The organism is Paenibacillus yonginensis, assembly GCF_001685395.1.
In the GTDB taxonomy this organism is placed as follows: domain Bacteria; phylum Bacillota; class Bacilli; order Paenibacillales; family Paenibacillaceae; genus Fontibacillus; species Fontibacillus yonginensis.
The window spans coordinates 362,270-381,271 of record NZ_CP014167.1 but is presented as its reverse complement, the minus strand read 5'-3'; the positions used below and the strand labels follow the sequence as shown (position 1 = coordinate 381,271).

Below are 19,002 nucleotides of genomic sequence, written 5' to 3'. Positions count from 1 at the left end.
CAATTTCCCCCGTGAACAGCTTCTAATGGCCGCTTTAGGCGGCCTGCTTCTTGCGTTTGGTCCGCGGCTTGATCAGATTTTGACTCAAACGGTCAAGCACGATAGCAAGCACTACAACAACGATCCCCGCCTCAAAACCTTTACCGATCTGCAATTGGGTCACCGCGCGGTACACCTCGGCGCCGATGCCCTGCGCTCCGATCATCGAAGCGATAACGACCATGGATAAGGACAACATAATGGTCTGGTTGACGCCGGCCATCAAGGTTGGCAGCGACAAAGGCAGCTGAACCTTGAACAGCTTCTGCATCGGCGTAGAGCCGAAAGCGTCGGCGGCTTCCACCAGCTCGCCCGAAACCTGCATGATCCCGAGCCGGGTCAAACGGATCGTAGGCGGAATAGCGAAAATAACGGATGCGATGACGCCCGGCACAACGCCAAGGCTGAAGAAAGTCACCGCGGGAAGCAAATATACAAAAGCCGGCATGGTCTGCATGAAATCCAGCAGCGGAATAATCACGCTGGAGACAGACTTCTTATAAGCACACCAGATGCCGATCGGAATCCCAAACAAAATGGATATCAATCCGGAAGTAATGACCAGGGCCAGCGAATTCATCGTTTGCGTCCAATAGCCAAGGTCATAAACCAGCAGAAATCCGATCATGGAGAACAGCGCCAGCGGCAGTTTGCCCGCATAATAAGCAATGACCCCCAAAATAACGATAAATAAAAACGGATGCGGCAGTAAAAAGATATCGGCAAAGAAATCTACTATACCTTCAATAACTGTAGAAATCCCATCAAACAGCGGACCGAGATGAGCCGACATCCAGTCCACCAGACTTTGAATCCAATCAGATAGCGGTAGTTTCGGAAGCATGATCATCCCTCCTTTCCAGTTCCAGTCCTCCGGCAAGCGCGCCCAGCAATGCTCCGCGGATGATCACCCCAAGCAGACGGTTCTGTTCGTCTACGACGGCAAGCGGCAGCTTGGACGTGCTTGTCAGTTCAAACAGCTCGTTCAGGACACGGTCAGGAGACACGGTCGGCGTCTCCCGGATCATAATATCTTCCAGCGATTGCTTGCTGCGAATCGCCTCGGAAGCATCCTCCGCGGTAATGACGCCAAGAAGCTTTTTGGAGCGGTCGATGATAAAGAGGTTCGAGATCCCTCTCTCCCGCATGAGCTCCAAGGCTACCCGCGGCCCACGGTCCAAAGTTATAGTCTCCGGACGCCGCATCACATGGGAAGCCGTCAGCACCTTCGACAAATCGACATCCTCCACAAATCGTTCCACATAACGATTGGCCGGATGGATCATGATTTCTTCAGGCGTGCCAATCTGTACGACAGCACCGTCTCTCATCAAGGCGATCCGGTCGCCGATGCGCAGCGCCTCATCCAAATCATGGGTAATAAAGACGATCGTCTTCTTCATTTTATCCTGCAGATCCAGCAGTTCATCCTGCATATCGCGGCGAATCAGCGGATCAAGCGCACTGAACGCTTCGTCCATCAGCAGCACTTCGGGATCGTTCGCCAGGGCGCGGGCCAGGCCCACACGCTGCTGCATACCTCCGCTCAGTTCATCCGGCATCTTGTCTTCCCAGCCTTTAAGACCGACAAGCTCAAGCGACTGCGCCGCTTTCTCTGCGCGTTCCTGCTTATTTACTTTCTGGACCTCAAGTCCATATTCAACATTCTCAAGCACCGTACGATGCGGGAACAAAGCGAATTTCTGGAAAACCATACTGATTGTCTTGCGGCGAACCTCCCTCAGCTGTTCCCGGTTCATCTTCATCAGATCTTTGCCGTGAACCAGAATCTGCCCGCCGGTCGGTTCAATCAGCCGGTTCAGCATCCGGACCAGCGTAGATTTGCCGCTGCCGGACAATCCCATAATGACAAAGATTTCGCCTTCCTTAATATCAAAGCTGACTTGGTTGACGCCAACCGTGATGTGTTTCTCTTTGGCCAGCTTCTCCTTGCTCCAGCCTTCCGCAAGCAGCTTCATCCCCTGTTCAGTATGGGGGCCAAACAGCTTGCTGACCTGTTTCAATTCCAATATAGCCATGTAAAACACCCCTTTTGTGGTCAAACTTCCTTGATAAGATCTCTGTGTTTATGGATCTTTGGCTTCGGCTGCCTGCAGCATCCGGTCTGAAGCATCTGCTCCTGTCCGCCTTCTGCAGCCGAAATACGCCTGTCGGTCCAATGGAATGTACCCATTGTAACAATAAGTTCTTTTACATATCAACCTAAAAATCCGTACGTATAGTACGTACAGAAAAAACTGTACAAAGTAAATCTACAATATCCTCCCATATGCTGCCTAATGCTCCCTTGATTGCTCCTTTACTTCCTCAGGATGCTTATTTACAATGAGTCATATTCAATTTGAACCTCCACGGCATTGAGGTTTCCTGCACACGAATAGGAGGAAAAACCATGGTTCAGGACCCATTAACCGAAGAACAACAAGCTATTATTCTGAAGATACGGAAACGTGTCATTGAACATATAGGTATTAATATGGATTTGTACGGACTTACGCAATCGGCAGGCCATTTGTATGGGCTGTTATTTTTCACGGGCAAGCCTATGACCCTTGACGAAATGGGCAGTGAAATGAAAATGAGCAAAACGAGCATGAGCACCGCTGTCCGCAGCATGCTGGATTTGAGAATGGTGAATAAAATCTGGGAGAAAGGCTCCCGGAAGGATTTGTACGAGGTCGAATATGACTGGCACCAAACCTTTCTCGACTATTTTGCAATCCGCTGGAAAAAAGCTGTAGAAAGCAATCTGCTTGCGATCCAGAAAGGGATCAAGGAAGCGGACAAGTGCATTCAGGAGACGGACAACAAAACCTTTAAGACGGTGCTGGAGCGGGATAAGGAAAAGCTGCTGGAGGCCAAAGCGTATTACCACTGGCTGGACCGCCTGATCGAGACGATGGAAAGCGGGGAAATTTTTAATTTGGTGCCCCGATAGCTTCTTTATGATAAAGAGCCTTCACTTGATTTTCTAATCGGGTGCAGGCTTTTTTTCATGTTACAATAGATGTTAGCCAATCAGGTTCCTGCAGCATCATGATTTGATGATCATCCCAAACTCATCTAGGAGAACTTATCAAGCTTATGAACATTCAAATTGAAGCCTTATCCCCCGAACGCCTCCAGGTTAAACCGCCGCTCAGGCAGCGGATGAAAGCTCGGATGGCGGCTACTTACCGTTACGATACTTTATTTTGGCAGGTTTCGCTGTTCGGCCTTTGGGCCGTGGTGCTCGCGGCCTTCACTTTAACCGCTCTGGGGCTGCCCACCGGCTTCGGCACCGCAGCCGATGTGCTGATGTTTACGGCCGGCGGCACGATCGCCATGGCCCTCTGCGCCAATGCGATCGCCCTGCTGCTGGCGATCGCCGGCCTGCCCTTGCCCCGGTTATACCTCGGGGCATGGCTGTTCACCGCCGGAGCCGTGCTGACCATCTTCCGCTACGCGGGAGCCAGATGGGACGTGTCGACGGCGGTGGCCTTGTTCGCCGCGTGCGCCGGCACGCTTGCCGGCTTCACGGCCGGCTTCCTGGCCAAGCCGCGGCTGCGGACGCGCCGCAGGCTGGCCATGTCCCTGCTGCCGGCGGCTGCGTGCGCCGTGCTGCTTTATCTGCCGCTGCTGCATACCAGCGGCAGCAAGCCGGCCGAGCCGGACGCCGTGGAGACGGCGGCGGACGGCTCGGCCGTGATCCAAGCCGCCAATCCGGGGCTCCCCGGGCCGGCTGCTTACCGGTATTTCACCTATGGCAGCGGAAATGACCGCCACCGGGATGAATATGGCCAAGACGCCGGGCTGCTCTCGGGCTCCGTGGACGCCTCTGCGTTCATCTCGAAGTGGTCCAAAGCCCGGACTTCGTTCTGGGGATTTGATCCACAAGCCCTGCCGGTTAACGGCAGGGTCTGGATGCCGGAGGGCAGCGGTCCTTTTCCGCTTGTGCTGCTGGTTCACGGGAATCATTTGATGGAGGATTTCTCGGATGAAGGCTACGCTTATCTGGGCGAGCTGCTGGCCAGCCGCGGATTCATCGCTGTTTCGGTCGACGAGAATTTTCTGAATTACTCAGCCTGGACCGGAATTCCCGATAATGACATGAAGGTCAGAGCCTGGCTGCTGCTCAAGCATCTCCAGCAGATCGACCAATTTGCGGCTGACAGCAGCACTCCTTTTTACAATAAAGTTGATTTCGACCGGATTGGTCTGGTGGGCCACTCGCGTGGAGGCCAGGCTGTAGCCATGGCTGCGGACCCGCTGCGCTGGTTCCAGCGCGGGGATTCACTGGGGAATATCGACAAATTTCATATTGTCAGCGTGGCCGCACTTGCTCCAACCGACAAACTTGTGGACAATAATCAGGCCCGTCTCAGCAACGTCAATTATTTCTCCCTGCAGGGGGCCCAGGACGGCGATGTCAGCGACTTCTATGGGGATCGGCAATACAGCCGGGCCACCTTTGACAAGGGTAGCTCGAAATTCAAAGCAACTTTGTACGTCGACGGCGCGAATCACAGCCAGTTCAACACCAGCTGGGGGCATTATGACGCCAGCTTTCCAAACGGGATTCTGCTGAGCCGCAGCCGGATTATGGATGAAGACAGCCAGCGCCAGATCGCCAAGGTATATGTATCCGCCTTTATGGAAGCTACGCTGCACGGACAATCCGAATATACCAAGCTGTTCCAGGATTATCGGAACGGGCTGAGCTGGCTGCCGGATACGGCTTATTTCAACCGGTATCAGGATGGCCGCTTTACCGTGTTGGCCGATTATCAGGAAGACCGAGACAAGAATACGATTCGTGGAGGCGGTACGGCCGAAGCTTATCAGGTTCAGTTGGACGAGGAACAAGCGAAGGATCGCGACAATTCCACCAAAAATGAACGCGGGGCCGTGCTGGAGTGGCCGAAGGCGGCGCAGACGCAGGCAACAGAGCAGACACCAAGACAGGCAACAGGACAGGCGAAGGCGCCTGAGCAGGCGGACTCGCCGGATTCCTCCGGCCCCGTCTCCGGGGAACCTTCCTACACGCTTCATTTGCGGTCGGCCGGCAACAGCAGCCAGTTTATTTACGCTTTGTCCCATTCTTCCGGTTTGTCCTTCTCTATGGCAAATTTGAATTATCAGCTCCAGGATACACAAACAGACACCCCCGACATTTCGCTTGAGCTAGTGGATGCTAACGGGGAGAAAGCCCGCCTGCCGTTAGCGGATTTTATGCCCGTGATCCCTTTGCCGGTGAGCAAATTTACGATTAATCCGTGGCTGAACGACAAAATCGAAGGCGGCAAATACAAAGAAGCTACCGAGCCGGTTTTTCAAACCTACCGAGTGGATTTCACTCCTTTTGCAGCGCAAAATCCGGCTTTTGTTCCGGGACAGCTTGTCTCCATCGCCTTTATTTTCGGAGAGGAACCGGGCAAAGTGATGCTGAGCACAATTGGCTTGTATCTGGACTAGACGAGATTTGGCCCGCTTTCGGCGTCCTCCCCTTTCATTCGCCTTTCATTTCTTCTTCAAGGCGGCGGCCAGTTCCCGCAGATATAGTCCCGGCGGCTCAGCGCCATGATGCAGTAGTCCCATAGTACCCAATTTCTCTGGCAGTGTTCCCGGCAGCGGGAGCACTGCTATTTCTTTGCCCTGTTCTTCGAGCCCGTCTGCGGCTATTCGGGTCGCAAAAGCAGCACCTATGCCCAGTCTGACCGCCTGGACCGCCGCCGCAAACGATGAAACGGTCGTTCCGTATTGCAGGCTCAGCCTGCGTTTTCCTGCCCAGCTCAAAGCGGCGCTGCTTAAATAAGAAGAAACATCATAACCCACCAGCTTCTCCTGCTGGATTTCCTGATCGGGCAAAACCTCCAGTTCCGCCCATTTATGCCGTCGGCTGCAGATGATGACCAGCTCGTCCTTAAACAGCGCGTCAAAGCTTCCCCCTGTTTTTTCCGCCAAATTTTGCTCGCTGATCATCCCATCAAGCGCTCCCTCCGCAAACAACGAAGCCAGCTCCTTCTCAGGGGCAAAACGAACCTCCACTTGCAGCTCGGGGCTCTTCTCTCCCAGATCCCTGAGCCCTCTCATCAGGGCCGCCGAATAGATATCTTCGGCACCGATCCGGAGAACGGTTGCGCCTGTCCTTTTGAACCGCTCAAGCGTTTTTTCCGCCTCGCTGTACAAAGCCGTCATTTTCTGTGCATACGGATACAGTGCTTTTCCTGCTTCGCTCAGCCACACCCGGCCGCTTCTGTTTTGATATAAAGGGATCCCAAGCTCTTCCTCGAGACTTTTCATATGAAAGGTTACGGTCGGCTGCTTGAGCTGAAGTTCGTTGGCAACGTCGGTGACCTTTTTGTATTTCTCTATAAGCACCAAAATTTGTAATTTTAATAAATTCAATGCAAGCTCTCTTCCTTTCTATTGCTTCTAATACAATTATACATTTTATCTATAAATATTATAGAGATTCTATATAGAATTTTATTGTTAAATTTACATTAAGCTGACTTCTATCAAATGAACGATTTCTATAATTAATAATGTCGATAAGGACAAGAACACTTATCGAGAAAACAAATATACAGTATGGGGGAATACTACGTCATGAAATTTGGTAAATCCGCAGTACTTGCACTTACGCTTGCGTTCAGCGTCTCTTTGGCGGCTTGCGGCAACAACAATAACAGCTCTTCCGGCAGCAATGCTTCGAATAACGCTTCCGGTTCGGCGAACACGGCTTCCACGGCTCCTGCTGATTCTTCGCTTAGCGGTTCCATTATTGCTTCCGGTTCTACAGCGCTGCAGCCATTGGTTGACCAAGTTGCTAAGAAGTTCTCCGAAACCAACAGCGGTGTTTCCATCCAGGTGCAAGGCGGCGGTAGTGGTACCGGTCTGACTCAGGTTTCTGAAGGTCAAGTTCAAATCGGTAACTCTGACGTATTCGCTGAAGAAAAAATCGACGATGCTGCTAAAGCCGCAGAACTGAAAGATCATCAAGTTGCTGTAGTCGCTATGGCAGCAGTAGTAAATAAAGAAGTTGGCGTAACAAACCTGACTAAACAACAGCTGGTTGACATCTTCACTGGCAAAATCACCAACTGGAAAGACCTTGGCGGTAAAGATCAAGGCATCGTAATCATCAACCGTCCAAGCAGCTCCGGTACTCGTGCAACTTTCGAGAAATACGCTTTGGGGCAAAAAACGGAAGACCTGAAAGGCTCCATCCAGGAAGACTCCTCAGGGACAGTTAAGAAGCTGGTTACTGAAACACCGGGCGCTATCGGCTACCTTGCTTTCTCTTACATCGACGACACTGTTCAATCCGTACAATATGACGGCGTTGACCCTACAACTGAAAACGTAGCTGCCGGCAAATATCCGGTTTGGGCTTACGAGCACATGTATACCAAAGGCGATCCTGATGCAGTCACTAAAGCTTTCCTGGATTACATGGTTTCCGATGAAGTTCAAAACGGCGATGTTGTAGAACTGGGTTACATTCCAGTATCCCAAATGACCGTTGTTCGCGACAAAGACGGCAACATTTCCAACAAATAAGAAGCAAGGCACTTGTTTTGACAGGAGGCCGAAGGCATTTGCCTTCGACCTCTATTTTCACGTTTATCCTTGGTGAACACCCTTTATAAAAAATCCAGGAAAGAAGGCCATCCATGAAAGCAAAACAAGAAACCCCGCTTCTGTTCCGAAAGCACCGGGCCGAAGAATGGATCGGGCGAATTTACACGACCTTCTGTGTTGCACTTCTTATTGTAATCATCGTTTCGATTGTTTATTTTGTAGCCAGCAAAGGCATTGCAACCTTCGCAATCAACGGCGTAAGTTTGTCCGAGTTCCTGTTTGGACAAACCTGGCAGCCTGATTCTAATAAATTCGGCGCGCTGCCTTTTATTTTCGGCTCTTTTGTGACCTCGCTGCTGGCCGCTGTCATTGCCAGTCCTTTGAGCGTATGTGCGGCGCTGTTCATGACTGAAATAACACCCAACTGGGGGAAAAAGATCCTTCAGCCCGTAGTTGAACTTTTGGCCGGTATCCCGTCCGTTGTTTACGGCTTTATCGGTTTAAGCGTATTGGTGCCTTTTCTTCGCGATATCTTTCCCGGACAAGGGCTTGGCGTGGCAGCGGGTTCAGTCGTCTTGTCGATCATGATCCTGCCTACCATTACGAGTATCGCGACCGATGCCCTAAGCTCCCTGCCCCGCAATCTTAAAGAAGCCTCTTACGGCTTGGGGGCTACCCGCTGGCAGACGATTGCCGGTGTCGTGCTCCCTACTGTGCTCCCATCCGTGCTGACCGGGGTGGTTCTCGGGATGGCCCGCGCCTTTGGCGAAGCTTTGGCCGTGCAGATGGTCATCGGGAATGCGCCGCATATCCCAAGATCGCTGTTTGAATCCGCTTCTACCTTAACAAGTGTAATCACGCTGAACATGAGCAACACCGTTATGGGCTCCGTTCAGAACAATGCATTGTGGAGCATGGCGCTTATCCTGCTGCTGATGACCTTTGTGTTTGTCCTGATTGTGCGTCTGCTTGAAAGGAGGGCAAGAATTTGAGCGCCAAAGTTAAAGACCGGATTGCGACCGGCGTTATTATTTTCTTTTCTGCATTAATTATCGCTGTCCTGGTGGGCATGCTGGCCTATATTCTGGTCCGTGGAATCAGTCATATCGACTGGCATTTCCTGACCTCCGAGCCTGAAACGATCAAAGCCGGGGGCGGGATAGGCCCCGCACTGTTTAATTCGATTTATTTGCTCGTTCTGACCTTGATCATTACGATTCCGCTTGGGATCGGAGCCGGGATTTATATGGCGGAATACGCCAAAGAAGGCCGGATCACCGCTTCCATACGTCTGATTGTTGAAGTATTGTCTTCTTTCCCTTCGATCGTTGTAGGTTTGTTTGGTTTGCTAGTTCTCGTAAATACATTTCAATTCGGGTTCTCCGTCTTATCCGGAGCCCTTGTTCTGACGATCTTTAACATGCCGCTCATGGTTCGCGTTACTGAGCAGGCCTTCCGCAGCGTGCCGATTGAACAAAAAGAAGCCGGTCTGGCTATGGGACTATCCCACTGGAAGATTATTACCTCCATCCTGTTCCCGGTTGCGCTGCCTGCCATTATTACCGGCACTATTCTTGCAGCCGGCAGGATTTTTGGTGAAGCCGCCGCCCTGCTGTTCACAGCCGGTATGACGACGCCAAAGCTGGATTTCACCGATTGGAATCCGACAAGCCTGCACTCGCCGATTAACCCGCTGCGTCCTGCGGAAACGTTATCCGTCCATATCTGGAAGGTAAATAGCGAAGGGCTTTCGCCTGATGCGGCTCAAATCGCTGCCGGGGCATCTGCGGTGCTGGTCATTATGGTGCTTCTCTTTAACCTGCTGGCACGCTGGGTCGGCAGACTGCTGTACAGAAAGTTCACTTCCATTAAATAAGAATTGGAGATCGATGACATGACGGATATTCTTCGCACCGAAGATCTTAAAATCTATTACGGTCAAAATGAAGCCGTTAAAGGCGTAGATTTGTCCTTCTCGGGAAATTCGGTCACCGCTTTGATCGGTCCGTCCGGCTGCGGCAAATCGACCTTTCTTAGAGCACTGAACCGGATGAATGATGAAATCCCCGGCTCGCGTATGACCGGGAACATCTGGATCGACGGCAACAATATAAACGCTCCTGACACAGACGTTACGGTATTGCGACAAAAAATCGGCATGGTTTGGCAGCGGCCAAATCCTTTTTATAAATCCATATATGCCAACGTTGCTTTTGGGCCCAGATATCATGGTGTCAAAAATAAAGCCGAGCTTGACGGCATCGTTGAAGACAGTCTGCGTAAAGCGGCCTTGTGGGACGAAGTCAAGGACCGGCTTCACACTTCTGCTTTATCGCTGTCCGGCGGCCAGCAGCAGCGACTGTGCATCGCACGTGCTTTGTCCGTCCAGCCGAAGATTTTGCTGCTTGACGAGCCGGCTTCGGCGCTTGATCCGGTCTCTACCTCCAAAATTGAGGAAACCATTCTCCAGCTTAAAGAGCAGCTTTGCATCGTCATCGTGACCCACAATATGCAGCAGGCGGCCCGGATTTCCGGCCACACGGCCTATTTCTATATGGGCAAGCTGATTGAATACGATGAGACAGAGAAGATTTTCACCAACCCTTCCGATCCGATGACCCAGGAATACATCTCCGGCCGCTTCGGCTGATTCCTCCTGATTCTGCATCATGGTGTCTAAACCAAACAGCGGCAGGCCAGACCTTTAAGGTCCAGCCTGCCGCTGTATTTTTATCGAAGCTTAATTCTGAATCTTAATTTAATCAGGGGGATTCTTTGGGAACGAGATCAAAGATTTCCCCGCTTTCCATGGCGTCTATCAAACGGTCCAGCCAGGCATAATAAGCCATGGCGTTCTCCATTTTTTGTTTATCCTGAAACAGGATTTGACGAAAAGCGTCCTCTTCAAGCTCCGCTGAAAACTGAAGCAGCAACCGGTCAATTTCAGCCATGGAACGGCGCAAAGCATTCCGGTTGCTCTCCACCGCCCTCCTCCACTCCGTTGCAAAGAAATCCGCAAAGGTTTGATGCCAGTCATACTCTACTTCATATAAATCCTTACGGGAGCCCTTCTCCCATACTTTGTTGACCATTTTCAAATCAAGCAGCTTACGCACCCCGGTGCTCATGCTTGTCTTGCTCATCTTCATTTCCTGACCCATTTCATCCAGCGTCATTGGCTTATCGGAGAAGAACATCAATCCGTACAAATGTCCCGTCGACTGGGTAATGCCGTACAAATCCATGTTGCTTCCAATCGTTTCAATAACTCTCTTGCGAATACGGGCAACCTCAGCTTGTTCTTCCGGAGTAAGCTGTTCCAAACCCATTGCTGCTAACCTCCCGTGAAATGTCTCCTGCTGCCGTTTGACTAAATTGGACTAATCCTGCGGCTTATGCCGAGCCTGTGTATATTCTTGTCTTATTGTATGAAAGTGGATTACAAATGTAAAGAAAGGGAAGCCGATCATACATAACCCATTATCTTTTGGGAAATAGTGATTAAGAAATTGACCTTAAGTTGGAGGGACAAAATGGCAAGTTGGAAGCAGCTCCTGGACAATTACAAACCTAATAGCCGGAAAGGAGATCAATTCCCACCCTTTGGGGACACCAATGCCATACTGAACTCTCTTCGAATGGAAGATAAACTTGAACTCTTAAAATCATTACTTGGAGATAATGACGACTTTATCCTGCGGAAATTCCGGATCTTCGGCCAAGTCGAAGCTTGTTTGGTGTTCATGGCTCCGGTTGCAGACCAAAACCTTATTCATGAAGGAATCCTAAAACAGCTCATGCATACACAGGGTCAGCCTGGACTATCGGAGGCCCCATCTCCGGAGCTGCCGGATATTCTATTGAAGGACTATCTTCTCGTGTCAGAGGGACACAAAGAAGCGGAAATGGAGAAGCTAATAAGGGGAATTATGCTGGGCAGTACCGCCCTGCTGACTGACGGAGTCCGTGACAACCTTCTCCTTCAAACCCGTAAGGTTGAACAGCGGAGCATTGAACAGCCTCAAACTGAACAGGTTATCAAAGGCTCTCGCGAGGGGTACATCGAATCTCTAGAATCCAATCTGTCTCTGCTCCGGGCACGCCTTCAGACCCGAAACTTAAAAGTTAAGATATGCCCGGTTGGCGCACGCACGCAATCCAGGGTAGCCGTTTGTTATATTGAAGGAATCGTCAATCCTGATTTGGTGGAAGAAGCCCTTCGCCGTTTATCCAAAATCAATACGGATGCCATCCTCGACGCTGGTTATATCGAGCAGTTTATCGAAGACCATCCGTTCTCTCCTTTTCCGCAAATTCAAAATACGGAACGCCCTGACAAAACAGCTGCAGCTCTGCTGGAGGGAAGAATTGCGATCATGGTGGACAACTCCCCGATTGTCCTGATTATCCCGACCATGTTTTCTCAATTTTATCAAACTATGGATGATTATACGGAACGTTTCATGATGGGTTCCCTGCTACGGATCGTCCGGCTGCTGGCGCTTATTTTCTCGTTGGTGACACCGGCCCTTTATGTGGCGATTATCTCGTTCAACCCCGAGCTGCTCCCAACGGATTTTGCCGTTGCGGTTGCCGGCGGTCGTGCAGGGGTACCTTTCCCGGCAATGATTGAGGTTCTAATCATCGAAATCTCGATGGAAATACTACGGGAAGCAACTATCCGGCTTCCTCAAATGATTGGAGGAGCCTTGTCGATCGTCGGTGTTCTCATCGTCGGTCAAGCGGCAGTTTCAGCTGGTTTCTGCAGTCCCATTACTGTAGTGGTTGTAGCGCTCACGACAATTGGATCTTTTGCAACACCTGCCTATAACGCTGCCATTGCTTTAAGAATGCTCAGATTTCCGCTGATTTTCCTTTCAGGTCTCTTTGGACTTTTTGGTTTGATGATCGGCTTGATCTTTATTGTTAATCATTTGTTAACGCTTGAATCCTTTGGCATTCCTTATCTGTCTCCTGTCGTTCCCGGGAGCTGGAGCGGAATGAAGGATACGTTAATCCGTGGACCTTTGTGGTGGCTGACTAAACGTCCAAGCCATCTCTATCCAATGAATCAGCAAAGACTTTCCCGGCAAGACGAAGAGTCTTCGAAAGACTCTGCATTTAAAGGCCCCAGCAGAAAGGAAGAACCTACTTGAGCCGTAAAACTACCGGAGGACAAATTACCGTCATCCAAACCCAATCAGTTCTGATCAGTACGACAGTCGGTGTCGGAGTTTTGTCCTTTCCGCATTTCCTTGCCCTTGATGCGGATAGCGGATCCCCGTTATTAACCCTTGCCGGCATCATCTTGGCAGTCCTTTTTCTGATTCCGGCTATACTGGCGGGGCGCAAGTTCCCAAAAGATCATTTGGTCGCTTACAGTAAAAAAATGATCGGCGGCCCTTTGACCGTTTTGTTCTGCTCCTTAATCATCCTTCACTTTATGCTGTTCACAGCGGGGGTTCTGCGGCAATCCGCGGAAGCGATCAACCTGATTGTACTGCCGCGGACTCCTACCGAAATTACATCGCTACTTGTCATGCTCCTCTGTATGGTAGGCTCGCGCAGGGACATTGTTAAATTTGCTTATATCCATACCTTTTATCTCCCCTTTATTTTGATTCCCGGAGTTCTGATTATTGTCGGGGCTTTGAAGTACGGGGAGTATTTGAATCTGCTGCCTGTTACCGGAATTCACCCAGTTCACCTTTACCGGGGAGCCTTTTCGGTTGCTTCCCTTTTTCAGGTTTCTTTTGTGGCCGCTATCCTTATCCCGCACATGGCCGAACCTCAAAAGGCATTAAAAGCCAGCATTGTCTCTTTGTTATGCAGCGGTTTTTTTTATTTATTTATCATCATTACAGCTACGGCTGTTTTTGGAGCGGAGGAGTTGAAACAGATGGTCTATCCTACGCTGGAACTGGCGCGCTCCAGCTCCCTCGCTTTTGGCGGAATCCAGCGTTTGGACGGCTTGTTTATTATTGTGTGGGTCTTAACCGGGTTTACGACCTTATATTCTGCCTACTATATTTGCTTATATCTGTTAAGCCGGTTAACGAAGGTTCAGGATTACCGCCTCTATTCTTCGGTAATCTCTCCGTTCATCCTGAGCTTTTCTTTAATTCCTCAGGATTTCTTTCAGGTATACAGCATTGTTGACAAGGCCGGCATCGCCGGCATGGCTTTCATCTTCTTCTACTCCTTGCTATTGATGATCATGTCATTCGCCCGGAAAGGGGACAGTCGCCATGACACAACAGGTTAAACGAATAATGGCTTTGCTGCTCTTGGCCGTGCTTCACGTTCCTCTGCTTTCCGGATGCTGGGACCGTCACGAAATTGAAGATAGGGCCTTGATTCTTGGCCTGGCCATTGACGAAGTTTCTAATAAGGAGGATTTCAATGAAACCAAAGTCACTCATCTTGCCGTTCCTGAGTCCGTCAAGCACCGTATGATTCGTTTAACGGCACAGATCGCCGTACCCGGCCGCGTCCCCTTGGGGCCTGGCACAGGGGGGGGCGGGGACGGAGGCGGAAAAGGGACGGATTCCATGCCTGTATGGGTAGTCCAGGTTTACGGCCACTCTATTGACGACTGTCTTAACAATCTGCAGCAGGAAGTAGCAGATCCCAAGACCTTGATTCATCTTAGAGTCATTATTATCAGTAAAGAAATAGCACAACGGGGCCTTAGCGATATTAATGATTATTTGCGGCGGAACCCCGAAGTCCGGAGATCCACTTGGCTGCTCGTTTCAGATCAGGAGGCTGCCAAGTTCATGAATGTCTCTCCACCGCTGGAAAGAGTCCCTACGCTTTATCTATTAGGAATGATCGAGCGTTCGGTAGCGATGGGGAAATTTCCCGAGGATACGATCGGCCAGTTTTGGAGTGCACAATCCAAACTTGGCAAAGACTCCTTTCTGCCCTATATCTCCATTCGCAACGAAGATAATATTCTGATCAAAGGAATTGCTTACTTCAAAGCAGACCGGTTGGCAGGCACCACGCTTCCGCATCAGATAGCTTCTTATATGGAATTTAAAGGTTTGGATCCGGGAGGATATTCATTGATGATAGATGCTTCCGAGAAAGGCGGGGTCATGCTGAACGTGACCCGACGGGAAACCAAAATCGACATGAAAATAAAAAACGGCCAGCCTGCGGCCTATATCAAAGCCCATGTTGAGGCCAAATTGGTCGAGAAAGAAACTCAAGCCATGATTAATACTTCGGAGTCGCTTCAACAAATCGAGAAACAATTTAATCAATCGCTGGAGCTGAACCTCCACAAATTTATGCATCAGCTTCAACAAGACAAGTCAGACATAGTTGGCTTGGGCGAAATTGTTCGTGCCTATCATAGCCAGTATTGGCGTAAAAATATCCACAGCAAGGAGGAGTGGGAAGAGGTATTTTCTAAAATCCCGATTGAAATCAAGGTGGAATGCAAAGTGCGAAGAGTTGGATTAAAAAGCGAATAGGATGAGAAGAATATGATATACGCAAAAATGATGATTTATCTGATCATCAACTTTATGTGCTCCTGGATTTTCCTGCTTCTATTCGATCGCCCTTTCTACCGTGCAAACGGAATGCATAAAGAGAGGACTTTGTCTTCGGTTTTGGGGTTCATTCTTCTGGGAATCAACTTTCTCCTATTTCTGGGTTATATTCTGCTAATCCTACTGGTGTAGGAAGTCATGATAACCAGCTTTTGCTTTATTTTCAGGCGAATCCATGTTATAATTAGCTTAAATTTAAAAAAAGCGACAACTGGAGGAGCCTGCCAACGCAGGCTCCTTTATGCCTTTTTTCAGGCTAAAACCTACGGATTCCCTGCGTTAGCTGGCTCTCTTTTTGTGGGCTGGGGAAGGAGTTTTGTTGTGGAATTCGTACTGACCTTATGTTTGATTCTAATCGTAACCAAACTAGCCGGACATGCGGCTGCCAGACTGGGGCAGCCTTCCGTGCTTGGCAAATTGATCTCGGGGATTATCGTCGGGCCAGCCGTCTTGGGATGGGTACAGGATGCCGACTGGATCCATATTTTCTCTGAGATTGGCGTACTGCTGTTGATGTTTATTGCCGGTCTTGAAACCGACCTGAAGCAGCTGAAAGAGAACTGGAAGACAGCCGTGGCTGTTGCTCTCGGCGGCATTCTGATGCCTTTGTTTGGCGGTTATGCCGCCGCTCTGGCCTTTGGTCTCAGCCAGTCTCATGCCTTATTCCTGGGTCTGCTGCTCTCGGCTACTTCCGTCAGTATTACCGTTCAAAGCTTAAAGGAAATGGACCGTCTGAAATCCCGCGAGGGCTCAGCTATTCTCGGCGCAGCCGTCATTGACGACGTCGTAGTCGTTCTGCTGCTCGCTTTTATGCTCAGCTTCCTGGGTGCAGGCAGCGGCGGGGATTCCCTGTTATGGATTACGGGCAAGAAGCTGATTTTCTTTGGTGTATCCATTGCTGCAGCCTGGCTGCTCGTGCCTTTAGTCATGAAATTGTTCGGCAGACTTAAAGTAACTGAAACGGCAATCACTGCCGGATTGATCGTTTGCTTTGGCTTCTCTTATTTTGCTGAAATGATGGGTGTAGCCGGAATTATCGGCGCCTTTATTGCCGGTATTGCTGTTGCTGTTACCCCTTCGAAACATAAAGTTGAAGCCCGGATCGAACCGATTGCTTACGCGCTGTTCGTCCCTGTCTTCTTTGTCAGCATCGGCCTGAAGGTCAGCTTTGAAGGCGTGCTTGAACAGCTTGGCATTATTGTGGTTCTCAGTATTGTGGCCATCCTGACCAAATGGATCGGAGGCGGACTCGGCGCAAAGTTAACCGGCTTCTCCCTCAAATCCTCCTCCGCAATCGGCGCCGGTATGGTTTCGCGTGGCGAAGTTGCGCTGATCCTGGCGGCAACGGGGCTGGCATCGAGCCTTCTGGACGAAGCTTATTTTACAGCCGTTGTCATTGTGGTTATGATTACTACCCTCGTGACCCCGCCATTGCTGAAAGCAACCTTCCCGCGCGGTGAAGACCGAGAGAGGCAGCCCCAAACAGAATCAAACAAATCCAAGCAAACTGACCATTAATATAATGATCCGAAACTGGAAATAAACCAAACAAACCGCAGAACCTGCTTGCCAAGCAAGCCGGGTTCTGCGGTTTGTTCTGTATAAGCGTGAATCCGCTCAAGATTTCTGACTGTTCGCGAGCGCTCGGATCGCCCGCAGCACATCCGGATCAAGCAAACCTAAATTTTTCAGCATTTGCAGGGCGATCAGGTCCGGAATGCTTTTATCCGCCGACGTCGTAATCGCTCCGGCCGCTTTGCCCGCAATAACGGCGCCTTCCGCCCAAGACGGAAGCGGTTCCTTTCCGGACATGTTCAGTTTCTTCTCCATGGCAGCTATTCGGGCCTCCTGGGCTTGAATAACCCGCTGCAGCTCTTCCAGAGTTGCCATATCATCCACATCCTTTCCGCCTGATTGACCAGCCGCCCAAGCTCTAAGCTCGGTCTGCGAGCCGCTGTACACATTTAAATCAGCCGCCCCCGTAATGCCGGGAACACGTCCAGTCTGGCTGTACTGCCAAAATGTCCATGCCGACCAGGCTGGTACGTTCCAAGGCGGCTGCGTGCTGTATCTGGCCACCCAAAGGTCATAAGCACCGAATTGGGTATAGAAATTCCGTGCAAAGTCATTGCCTGTGTAAAGAATAGGTTTTCTTGAGGTAATCCGTTCGATTTCCGTCAGAAAAGCCCTGGCCACTTCATTCAGCTGGCTTTGACTGATCCCCGAAGGATTGGTTTCATAATCCAGCACCGGCGGCAAATCCAGACTGGCTGCGCCTCCTACGGCCGACATGGCCGCGGCAAAATTTGCTGCTTCCTCTATCGCCGTCTGCCTGCTCGCCGCATTCAGGAAATGATAAGCCCCGACAAGCAGACCAGCCTGTCTCGCTCCACGTACGTTGGTCTCAAACGTGGGGTCCTTGTAGCTTGTGCCTTCGCTTGCTTTGACAAAAACAAACGAATATCCGCCGGCCGCCACACGCTGCCAATCCACCGTGCCATTATGGTGCGAAACATCAATTCCTTTAGCATAATCAGAGCTTCGAGTCTGCATACTCTCCCCCCTTCTATCCTATTAGATGCCGCCGCCGGGAAATTGGCCTGTGCTTATAACCTGTCTTCTCTCCTAAAAATAACCGTCATTCGCCGAAAGAATACGTGTTATCCGTAATATTCAACCGTTTCTTGAGTCCCGGCGTTGCGTAGATTTTATTGTTGTCCGTTACGAAGAAGGCTTCAATCTTCTCCGGCAGCGCCTCCAGATAAGTCAGCCCGTCCTGTACGCCCATCAGAAATACGCCGGTTGATAAAGCATCGGCATCTGTTGCATTCGGACTCATAATGGTCAAGCTTTTAATCCCGTTCTGGGCAGGGAACCCGGTTCGCGGATCCAGAATATGATGGTAGCGTATCCCGTCCTGCATAAAGAAACGTTCGTAAACGCCGGAATCATCAATCACTTCGTTATTGATCTTGATGGTGCCCAGCTGCGTGCCTCTGCTTTGATCCGGATCCTGGAGGCCGATATTCCAAAGCGAACCGTCCGGTTTGGTTCCCAGGGTGATGATGCTGCTGCCGCCCAAATCGATCAGCGCACTCGTAATGCCCTGGCTCCGCAAATAATCAGCCACTTTATCCGCTGCATAACCTTTGCCGATGCCGCCAAGATCCAGCACCATTCCTCTGCAGGGGAGCTTGATCGTTTTAGCGGTATCATCTATCTGTACCTCTTTATAATTAATCAGCTTCAGCACTTCGTCGATTTCCTGCTGCTTGGGAACGCGGGCTTTCTCCGTGCCGATACCCCACAAATCTACAAGCGGGCCGATAGTCGGATCAAACAGGCCGTCCATTTCCTTGGCGTAGGCGAGAGACTGCTTGACGGCTTCCAGCGTTTCGTCCGAAACGGGGACGGCCTCTACGCCCGCAAGACGGTTAACCTCATAGATATCGCCGCCTTCTTTCGTTCGACTCAGCTCCCTATCAAGACGCTCCAGCAATGGCTTGATATCATCCAGATTGCGCTGTGACGCCTTATCCCCATAGAGCTTGATATTTACAACCGTGTCATAAATATAATAGGTTTGGGAAAACACCGGTGAATGAGCGGTACTTTTCGCTGGCGAAGCGGAGTCCGGTTTCCCGAAGGATTTCACCCCGTATACCGCCGCCGCCGTAAACCCGGACAATAAAACCAAAATCATAATATAAATGGAGAAACGTCTGCCTCTTTTGTTGGTCATGTTTGACCCACCACCTTCTGATCCATCTTTTCCCGGCTATCTTAACATGCCGTTTCAGGCGGACGATGA

The 19,002-nt window shown here is 50.5% G+C and carries 16 protein-coding genes and 1 pseudogene; 11 read left to right on the top strand and 6 right to left on the bottom strand.

Annotation, left to right across the window (positions count from 1 at the left end):
• Nucleotides 1-54 precede the first annotated feature (54 nt).
• Nucleotides 55-883, bottom strand: a pseudogene (locus tag AWM70_RS01655) (ABC transporter permease); the annotation flags it as partial.
• The gene (locus AWM70_RS01650) at nt 858-2,078 is read right to left on the bottom strand and encodes a quaternary amine ABC transporter ATP-binding protein (protein WP_068693793.1); all 1,221 of its coding nucleotides are present in this window, start codon (nt 2,076-2,078) and stop codon (nt 858-860) included. The gene AWM70_RS01650 and the pseudogene AWM70_RS01655, both read right to left, overlap by 26 nt.
• A 374-nt stretch (nt 2,079-2,452) precedes the next feature.
• Between AWM70_RS01650 and AWM70_RS01645 the strand changes: the two genes are divergently transcribed.
• Nucleotides 2,453-2,998 carry a GbsR/MarR family transcriptional regulator gene (locus AWM70_RS01645; RefSeq protein ID WP_068693791.1) on the top strand — a complete coding sequence of 182 codons (546 nt, stop codon included), beginning with the start codon at nt 2,453-2,455 and terminating at the stop codon, nt 2,996-2,998.
• A gap of 146 nt (nt 2,999-3,144) precedes the next feature.
• Nucleotides 3,145-5,514: an alpha/beta hydrolase family protein gene (locus AWM70_RS01640; RefSeq protein WP_083180087.1), complete on the top strand. Its 2,370-nt coding sequence runs from the start codon at nt 3,145-3,147 to the stop codon at nt 5,512-5,514.
• A gap of 45 nt (nt 5,515-5,559) precedes the next feature.
• Here the strand turns inward: AWM70_RS01640 and AWM70_RS01635 are convergent, their stop codons facing one another.
• Nucleotides 5,560-6,447: a LysR family transcriptional regulator gene (locus AWM70_RS01635; protein ID WP_068693789.1), complete on the bottom strand. Its 888-nt coding sequence runs from the start codon at nt 6,445-6,447 to the stop codon at nt 5,560-5,562.
• A gap of 204 nt (nt 6,448-6,651) precedes the next feature.
• Between AWM70_RS01635 and AWM70_RS01630 the strand changes: the two genes are divergently transcribed.
• The 4 genes from AWM70_RS01630 to pstB all read left to right on the top strand — a co-directional run bounded on the left by AWM70_RS01630 (nt 6,652) and on the right by pstB (nt 10,276).
• A complete protein-coding gene (locus AWM70_RS01630; RefSeq protein ID WP_068693786.1) occupies nt 6,652-7,605 on the top strand; it encodes a phosphate ABC transporter substrate-binding protein in 954 nt (317 codons plus the stop codon).
• 113 nt (nt 7,606-7,718) lie between these two features.
• On the top strand, nt 7,719-8,618 hold the full coding sequence (gene pstC, locus AWM70_RS01625; RefSeq protein WP_068693785.1) for a phosphate ABC transporter permease subunit PstC: 900 nt from the start codon (nt 7,719-7,721) through the stop codon (nt 8,616-8,618).
• The gene (gene pstA / locus AWM70_RS01620; RefSeq protein WP_068693783.1) at nt 8,615-9,502 is read left to right on the top strand and encodes a phosphate ABC transporter permease PstA; all 888 of its coding nucleotides are present in this window, start codon (nt 8,615-8,617) and stop codon (nt 9,500-9,502) included. Before pstC ends, pstA begins: the two co-directional genes overlap by 4 nt.
• An 18-nt stretch (nt 9,503-9,520) precedes the next feature.
• Nucleotides 9,521-10,276, top strand: a complete 756-nt coding sequence (gene pstB / locus AWM70_RS01615) for a phosphate ABC transporter ATP-binding protein PstB (RefSeq protein ID WP_068693781.1) — start codon at nt 9,521-9,523, stop codon at nt 10,274-10,276.
• 112 nt (nt 10,277-10,388) lie between these two features.
• On the opposite strand, the gene AWM70_RS01610 is transcribed toward pstB, so the two are convergent.
• Nucleotides 10,389-10,955 carry a GbsR/MarR family transcriptional regulator gene (locus tag AWM70_RS01610; RefSeq protein WP_068693779.1) on the bottom strand — a complete coding sequence of 189 codons (567 nt, stop codon included), beginning with the start codon at nt 10,953-10,955 and terminating at the stop codon, nt 10,389-10,391.
• Between the two features lie 204 nt (nt 10,956-11,159).
• On the opposite strand from AWM70_RS01610, the gene AWM70_RS01605 reads away from it, so the two are divergent.
• The 5 genes from AWM70_RS01605 (at nt 11,160) to AWM70_RS01585 (ending at nt 16,709) form a co-directional block, all read left to right on the top strand.
• Complete coding sequence (locus AWM70_RS01605; protein WP_068693775.1) at nt 11,160-12,782, top strand: spore germination protein; 1,623 nt, start codon at nt 11,160-11,162, stop codon at nt 12,780-12,782.
• Nucleotides 12,779-13,891: a GerAB/ArcD/ProY family transporter gene (locus tag AWM70_RS01600; RefSeq protein ID WP_068693773.1), complete on the top strand. Its 1,113-nt coding sequence runs from the start codon at nt 12,779-12,781 to the stop codon at nt 13,889-13,891. Before AWM70_RS01605 ends, AWM70_RS01600 begins: the two co-directional genes overlap by 4 nt.
• Nucleotides 13,875-15,110, top strand: coding sequence for a Ger(x)C family spore germination protein (locus AWM70_RS01595; RefSeq protein WP_068693771.1), 1,236 nt, complete (start codon nt 13,875-13,877; stop codon nt 15,108-15,110). The genes AWM70_RS01600 and AWM70_RS01595 overlap by 17 nt, the downstream gene beginning before the upstream one ends.
• Before the next feature lie 12 nt (nt 15,111-15,122).
• On the top strand, nt 15,123-15,323 hold the full coding sequence (locus AWM70_RS24250) for a CLC_0170 family protein (protein WP_068693769.1): 201 nt from the start codon (nt 15,123-15,125) through the stop codon (nt 15,321-15,323).
• A 189-nt stretch (nt 15,324-15,512) separates the two neighbouring features.
• Complete coding sequence (locus AWM70_RS01585) at nt 15,513-16,709, top strand: cation:proton antiporter (protein WP_068693767.1); 1,197 nt, start codon at nt 15,513-15,515, stop codon at nt 16,707-16,709.
• 99 nt (nt 16,710-16,808) lie between these two features.
• Here the strand turns inward: AWM70_RS01585 and AWM70_RS01580 are convergent, their stop codons facing one another.
• Both AWM70_RS01580 and AWM70_RS01575 read right to left on the bottom strand, forming a co-directional pair.
• Complete coding sequence (locus AWM70_RS01580; protein ID WP_068693765.1) at nt 16,809-17,744, bottom strand: glycoside hydrolase family 25 protein; 936 nt, start codon at nt 17,742-17,744, stop codon at nt 16,809-16,811.
• Nucleotides 17,745-17,829: 85 nt separating this feature from the next.
• Nucleotides 17,830-18,933 (bottom strand): FAD:protein FMN transferase, encoded by a 1,104-nt coding sequence (locus AWM70_RS01575; RefSeq protein ID WP_068693763.1) that lies wholly within the window; start codon nt 18,931-18,933, stop codon nt 17,830-17,832.
• Nucleotides 18,934-19,002: the final 69 nt, after the last annotated feature.

What these genes read in the sequence shown, in the direction of transcription:
- AWM70_RS01650 (WP_068693793.1), bottom strand. Translation starts at nt 2,078, where the DNA reads ATGGCTATATTGGAATTGAAACAGGTCAGCAAGCTGTTTGGCCCCCAT.
- AWM70_RS01645 (WP_068693791.1), top strand. Translation starts at nt 2,453, where the DNA reads ATGGTTCAGGACCCATTAACCGAAGAACAACAAGCTATTATTCTGAAG.
- AWM70_RS01640 (WP_083180087.1), top strand. Translation starts at nt 3,145, where the DNA reads ATGAACATTCAAATTGAAGCCTTATCCCCCGAACGCCTCCAGGTTAAA.
- AWM70_RS01630 (WP_068693786.1), top strand. Translation starts at nt 6,652, where the DNA reads ATGAAATTTGGTAAATCCGCAGTACTTGCACTTACGCTTGCGTTCAGC.
- pstC (WP_068693785.1), top strand. Translation starts at nt 7,719, where the DNA reads ATGAAAGCAAAACAAGAAACCCCGCTTCTGTTCCGAAAGCACCGGGCC.
- pstB (WP_068693781.1), top strand. Translation starts at nt 9,521, where the DNA reads ATGACGGATATTCTTCGCACCGAAGATCTTAAAATCTATTACGGTCAA.
- AWM70_RS01610 (WP_068693779.1), bottom strand. Translation starts at nt 10,955, where the DNA reads ATGGGTTTGGAACAGCTTACTCCGGAAGAACAAGCTGAGGTTGCCCGT.
- AWM70_RS01605 (WP_068693775.1), top strand. Translation starts at nt 11,160, where the DNA reads ATGGCAAGTTGGAAGCAGCTCCTGGACAATTACAAACCTAATAGCCGG.
- AWM70_RS01595 (WP_068693771.1), top strand. Translation starts at nt 13,875, where the DNA reads ATGACACAACAGGTTAAACGAATAATGGCTTTGCTGCTCTTGGCCGTG.
- AWM70_RS24250 (WP_068693769.1), top strand. Translation starts at nt 15,123, where the DNA reads ATGATATACGCAAAAATGATGATTTATCTGATCATCAACTTTATGTGC.
- AWM70_RS01580 (WP_068693765.1), bottom strand. Translation starts at nt 17,744, where the DNA reads ATGCAGACTCGAAGCTCTGATTATGCTAAAGGAATTGATGTTTCGCAC.
- AWM70_RS01575 (WP_068693763.1), bottom strand. Translation starts at nt 18,933, where the DNA reads ATGACCAACAAAAGAGGCAGACGTTTCTCCATTTATATTATGATTTTG.